At 69.2% G+C, this 5,081-nt stretch carries 3 protein-coding genes; all 3 read right to left on the reverse strand.

Going from position 1 to position 5,081, the window contains the following annotated elements; translation table 11 throughout:
• Window positions 1-1,757 (reverse strand): polyketide synthase (locus tag I73_RS29730; RefSeq protein ID WP_022982518.1); only part of this gene is annotated, 1,757 nt, incomplete at its 3' end.
• A gap of 257 nt (window positions 1,758-2,014) precedes the next feature.
• Complete coding sequence (locus I73_RS21550) at window positions 2,015-4,663, reverse strand: SDR family NAD(P)-dependent oxidoreductase (RefSeq protein WP_022982519.1); 2,649 nt, start codon at window positions 4,661-4,663, stop codon at window positions 2,015-2,017.
• 4 nt (window positions 4,664-4,667) lie between these two features.
• Window positions 4,668-5,006: a hypothetical protein gene (locus I73_RS33340; protein WP_022982520.1), complete on the reverse strand. Its 339-nt coding sequence runs from the start codon at window positions 5,004-5,006 to the stop codon at window positions 4,668-4,670.
• Window positions 5,007-5,081: the final 75 nt, after the last annotated feature.

Genomic DNA, 5,081 nt, shown 5'->3' on the forward strand with positions numbered 1-5,081 from the left:
CAGTCGCGCACATCGTCGAAGCACTGGGCCATGTCCGACAGCATGGCGCTGTACTGCGAGCCCTCGCCCGGGAAGATGAAGGCCAGCTTGCCCTCCAGCGGCTGCGCGCTGTAGAACATGCCGCCGCGGGTGGCCCAGGAGGTGGCGCCACCGCTGCCCAGCTTCTTGAGCGCCTGCTGCAGCTGCTTGTTCAGCCCGGCGGCGTCGCTGGCGACGATGGCCAGGCGACAGGCGCCCTCGCCCACCTGACCGGCCAGCGAAGCGGCGATGTCGCCCATCGACAGATCGGTGCGGGCGGTCAGCCAGGCCTGGACCTGCGCGATGCGCTCGACCAGGGCCTCGTTGGTTTCAGCCGCCAGCACGCACAGCTCGGACGGCCAGGGCAGGCAGCGCGCCGGCTTGGCGGCAGCCACCGGGGCCTCTTCCAGCACCGCGTGGGTGTTGATGCCGCCAAAGCCGAAGGAATTCACCCCCGCGCGGCGCGGCGCACCCTGCGGGGTGATCCACGGACGGGTTTCGTTGTTGACGTAGAGCGTCGTGTCGTCGATGCCCAGCTCGGGGTTCACCTCGCCGCACAGCATCGGCGGCAGCACCTTGTGGTGCAGGGCCAGCGAGGCCTTGATCAGCCCCGCCATGCCCGCCGCCGGAATGGTGTGGCTGATCATGGACTTGACCGAACCCAGGGCGATGCTGCCCTGCGCCGCCGTGCGGGTGCCGAACACCGACTTGAGCGAGGCGATCTCGGTCTTGTCGCCCAGCGGGATGCCCGTGCCGTGGGCCTCCACCAGGCCCACCGTGGACGGGTCCACGCGGCTTTCGGCATAGGCGCGCTGGACGGCCAGCGATTCGCCTTCCATGCTGGGGGCCAGCAGACCGGTGCCCCGACCGTCACTGGACTGGCCGACACCGCGCAGCACCGCATAGATGCGGTCGCCATCGGCCAACGCCTCGTCCAGCAGCTTGAGCACCACGATGCCCAGGCCTTCGCCCAGCAGGGTGCCATCGCTGCCCTTTTCGAAGGGCCGCACCTTGCCGCGGCCGCTGAGCGCACCGAGCTGGGTGAAGATGACCGCCACCTCGGCCGGCAGGGAGGCGTTGACGCCGCCCGCGATCATCAGCTTGCTGCGCCCCAGGCGCAGTTCGTCCATGGCCGCATTGACCGCCAGCAACGAGGACGAGCAGGCCGCGTCCACCAGGTAGTTGGGGCCCTTGAGGTTCAGGCGGTTGGCGATGCGGCCGGTCATCACATTGGGCACCAGGCCCGGCGCGATGTCGGGTGTGGCCGCCGGCAGCTTCTTGGCCAGCAGCGCACGCACCGATTCCAGCTGCTCCGGCCCCAGGTGGGGGCAGGCGGCCTGCAGGATCTCCACGGTCTGGTCCACCACGATGTGGTTCTGGATCAGCGTGCCCTGCCCGCGGTGCAGGTAGGTGCTGTGGCCCAGCACGATGCCGGTGTCGCGGTGGTCGTAGGACGGGTCGAGATAGCCCGCGTCCTTCAGGGCCTCGGCCGCCACCTTCAGGGCCAGGAACTGGTCCGGCTCGCCGCCGTCCAGCGAGCTGGGCATGATGCCGAACTCGCGCGGATCGAAGCGGTACAGGTCCCGCAGGTAGCCGCCGTAGGGCGTCTTGATCCGACCGGTGTCCAGATAGCGCTGGGCATCCCAGGAGTCCACCGGCTCGGAGATCGCGTCCACCCCGCCGATGATGTTGCGCCAGAACGCCTGCAGATTGGGGGCCTGCGGGTACATGCAGGCCATGCCGATGAATGCGACCCGCGCCGGGGGTGGATGCTTTCCGGCTCACCGGGACTCCTTGGGAAAGATCGGTCATTTCCACCAACTCACACCGACAACTTGCTGGGTTGCTTAACCGGGGGGGCCGCCCAATCGGGTCAGGGCCTGGCTGGGGAAGCATTGCTGTCCTCCATAATCATAACCACCTCCCCGGGGGGTTTGGTTAATAAAATTGGGGCCCACCAGGGGGCATTGTCCAGGGGCCCCCCTCCAGGGACATGTCATCTGGGCGGGCAGCTGATCCACATACGCACACCCCGGCCGAAGCCGGTCGGCAGGCAGGTCTCGTTGCCGAACTCGCGCGCCCAGACGATGGCCAGCTGCGGACCGGCATCGATGATCGCCGGGTCGAACACCCAGTGGTCATGCTCGGCCGGCACGCCACGCAGCCAGCCGTGCGGCGCGCTGGGCACCACCGCGGCGGCGGCGGCATCGGCCGAGAGGCCCTTGAGCGCCGTCATCACCTGGAAGCGGGGCCCATGGAACAGGAACTGGTCATAGGCCTGGGCCACCGGCAGCTTCTTCTCGAAGCGTGCACGCACCGGGTGGCTGAAGCCTTCGGGCAGGCGCTGCTCCAGCCGCAGCACGGCCTTGTAGTGCACCACCGTCTTGCCGCCCTGCTGCTCGCTCTGCAGCGTGGCCACCACCTCGAAGCCTTCCGCGCTGCCATAGGGCGGGGGGTTGATCACGATGTCGAAGCGGCGCACGGCCTCCTTGAGCTCCACGCCCTTCATCAGGCGGAAGTCCTTGACCTCGACCACGCGCCAGCCCGGCCACAGCGCATGGCCGGCCTGGGACAGCAGCTCCAGGGCCACGGCCGCCGGCAGCACCGGGGTCGCATCGATGCGGTGTTCCTGCAGGTAGGCATGGTTGGCGTCGATGGCGAAGCTCACCACCTGACCGCCCATCGGCAGGGTCATCATCTCCGCCGCCCCGAGCAACGCGCCAAGCACCTTGCCGAGCGCCGCGGGCGCCTGCAGCTGCACACGGCCCAGGTCGGCCTCGCGTTGCTCCCAGGGGCCAGCGCCGCAGATGATCTCGACGTAGGTGTCGTCGGTGCGCAGCAGCTCGTCCTTGAGCAGTTGGCGGCCGTCGGCGGCCGTCACCAGGTAGACGCCCTTCTCGGCGAACTTGGCCTCGGTCTCGGCAGTGACCATGCCGGCACCGAACATCGTCGGGCCCCACGGTCCCCAGCACAGGGCGTTGACGTTGACCTGGCCACCCCAGCGACGGTAGAGCTGGCAGCACAGGCGGTTCATCAATTCGTTGGCGGTGGCGTAGTCGGACTGGCCGCTGTTGCCGTACCGGCCGGCCACCGAGCTGAACACGGTCAGGAAGCGCAGCGACTCGGCACGCAGGTACTTCTGCAGCAGCAGCAGGCCGATGACCTTGGTGTTGACCACGCGGTCCCAGCTGTCCGAGGCCTTGTCCACCAGGAACTTGTCCTCGATCACGCCAGCGCCGTGCAGCACGCCGTGGATGGCGCCGAACTGGGCGTAGAGCTCCTCGATCAGGGCCTTCATGCCGGCGTCGTCGGCCACGTCGACCGAGCGGTATTCGACCTTGGCGCCGCGCTGCTCGAAGTCAGCGCGGTTGCCCTGCATTTCGCGGGCGGCCATCACGGCCGCCACCTTCTTCTGGATCTCGGCCGGCTTGAGCGCGCTCTTGCCCGCGCGCACTTCGGCGATGAAGTGCTGACGCAGGGCCTCCGGCGTGGTCAGCGCGGCCTGCTCGGCCGGCTCGACCTCGGGCCAGGCGCCCCGGCCCGTCAGCACCAGGGTGTTGCCCGGCAGGGCCAGTTCGCGCAACACCTCGGCGGTGATGCCTCGGGCACCCCCGGTGGCCAGCACCACGATGCCCTGCAGCCGGGCCATGCGGGCCGGGTCCACCGGCGCGACCATGGCCTCGGTCTTGAAGACCGTGCGCTGACCGTCGGGGTAGCCCACCTCCTGGCGGCCCCCCACGACCTCCAGTTCGGTCATCACGGTCTGGATCTGGGCCGCCGGCGACTGGCCGGGGTCCAGGTCGACGATCTTGACCCGCAGCTCAGGACGCTCCTCATGGAAGGACTTGAGCATGCCGGCAGCGCCGGACTGCAGGGTCAGGCCGGCCGGCACGTGGGCGCCGGCGCGGTTGAAGTAGCCGCCCAGCGCGCTGACCGACATCACATGGGCGCCCTCGCCCAGGCTGGTCGACAGTTCACGCAGCAGCAGGAACAGCGATTTCTCGTTCACCAGCAGTTGCTGGCGCCATTCGGCCACCGAGCCTTGCGGGGGCAGCATCTCGCTGCCTAGCTCGGCCAGGTGGATCAGGCCGGCCAAAGGCTGCGCGCTCTCGCGCAGCTTGGCCGCCCATTCGATCAGGGCCGATTCACTGCCCAGCACGTCACGTCCCACCAGGACGGACTCGCGACCCTGCTCGCGCAGGGCGCCTGCCAGGGCCTTGGCCTGGCCTGTCAGGTCATCGGTGATGACGAACAGGCCGGCCTTGAGCTGCTTCAGTGCATCGGCTTCCAGGGCTTCGTGCACGGGCACGACGACATGCCGAGGCGGGTGGCCGCTGCTGGCGGGTGCAGCGGCCTTTGATCCCGTCTCGGCAACATCAAAAGGGCTGGCGACAGCGCTCCCGCTCTTGGCCGAACCCATGATGTCCAGCATGCCGTTCAGCGTGGGCTGGGTGTTGAGCTTGCTGCGGCTCTCGGTCAGGGCCGCACGCAGGCCTTCCGGCAGCTTCTGCAGCATGGCGCCGACGACCTCGATGCGCTTGATCGAGTCGATGCCCAGGTCCGACTCGAGGTTCTGGTCCAGACCCACCATGTCGCGCGGGTAGCCGGTCTTTTCCTCGACGATGGACAGCAGCATGTCGACCATCTGCTCACGGCTCAGCGCCGCGCCAGCCGCAGGCGCGGCAGCGACGGGCGCTGCAGCCACCGGTGCGGGCACCGACGCAGGCTTGGCCGCCACGGGAGCGGGCACCGGCGCGGGCATCACCGGCGCAGGCACCACCACCGGGGGCGCCACAGGCGCCACGGCGGCGGGCAGCCACAGCGGGCAGCACGACGACGGCCGGCGCCGCAGGCGGCACCTGGGCCACACGGGCCAGGGCCACCGGCTGGGCGGGGCGCGCCAGACGGGCCGGACGGTCCGGAGCGGCCACGCGTTCGCCAACGAACATGGCCATCACCCGTTCCTGGGTTTCCAGGAACTGGCGCATGGTCTAGAAGTATTCCGACATGACGCCGGAAGATCCTGCCGGTGAAAGGGGACGTCGTTCATCCATAGACTCTAG

Origin of the sequence: Ideonella sp. B508-1 (assembly GCF_000333615.1) — a bacterium.
Lineage (GTDB): Bacteria > Pseudomonadota > Gammaproteobacteria > Burkholderiales > Burkholderiaceae_C > Ideonella.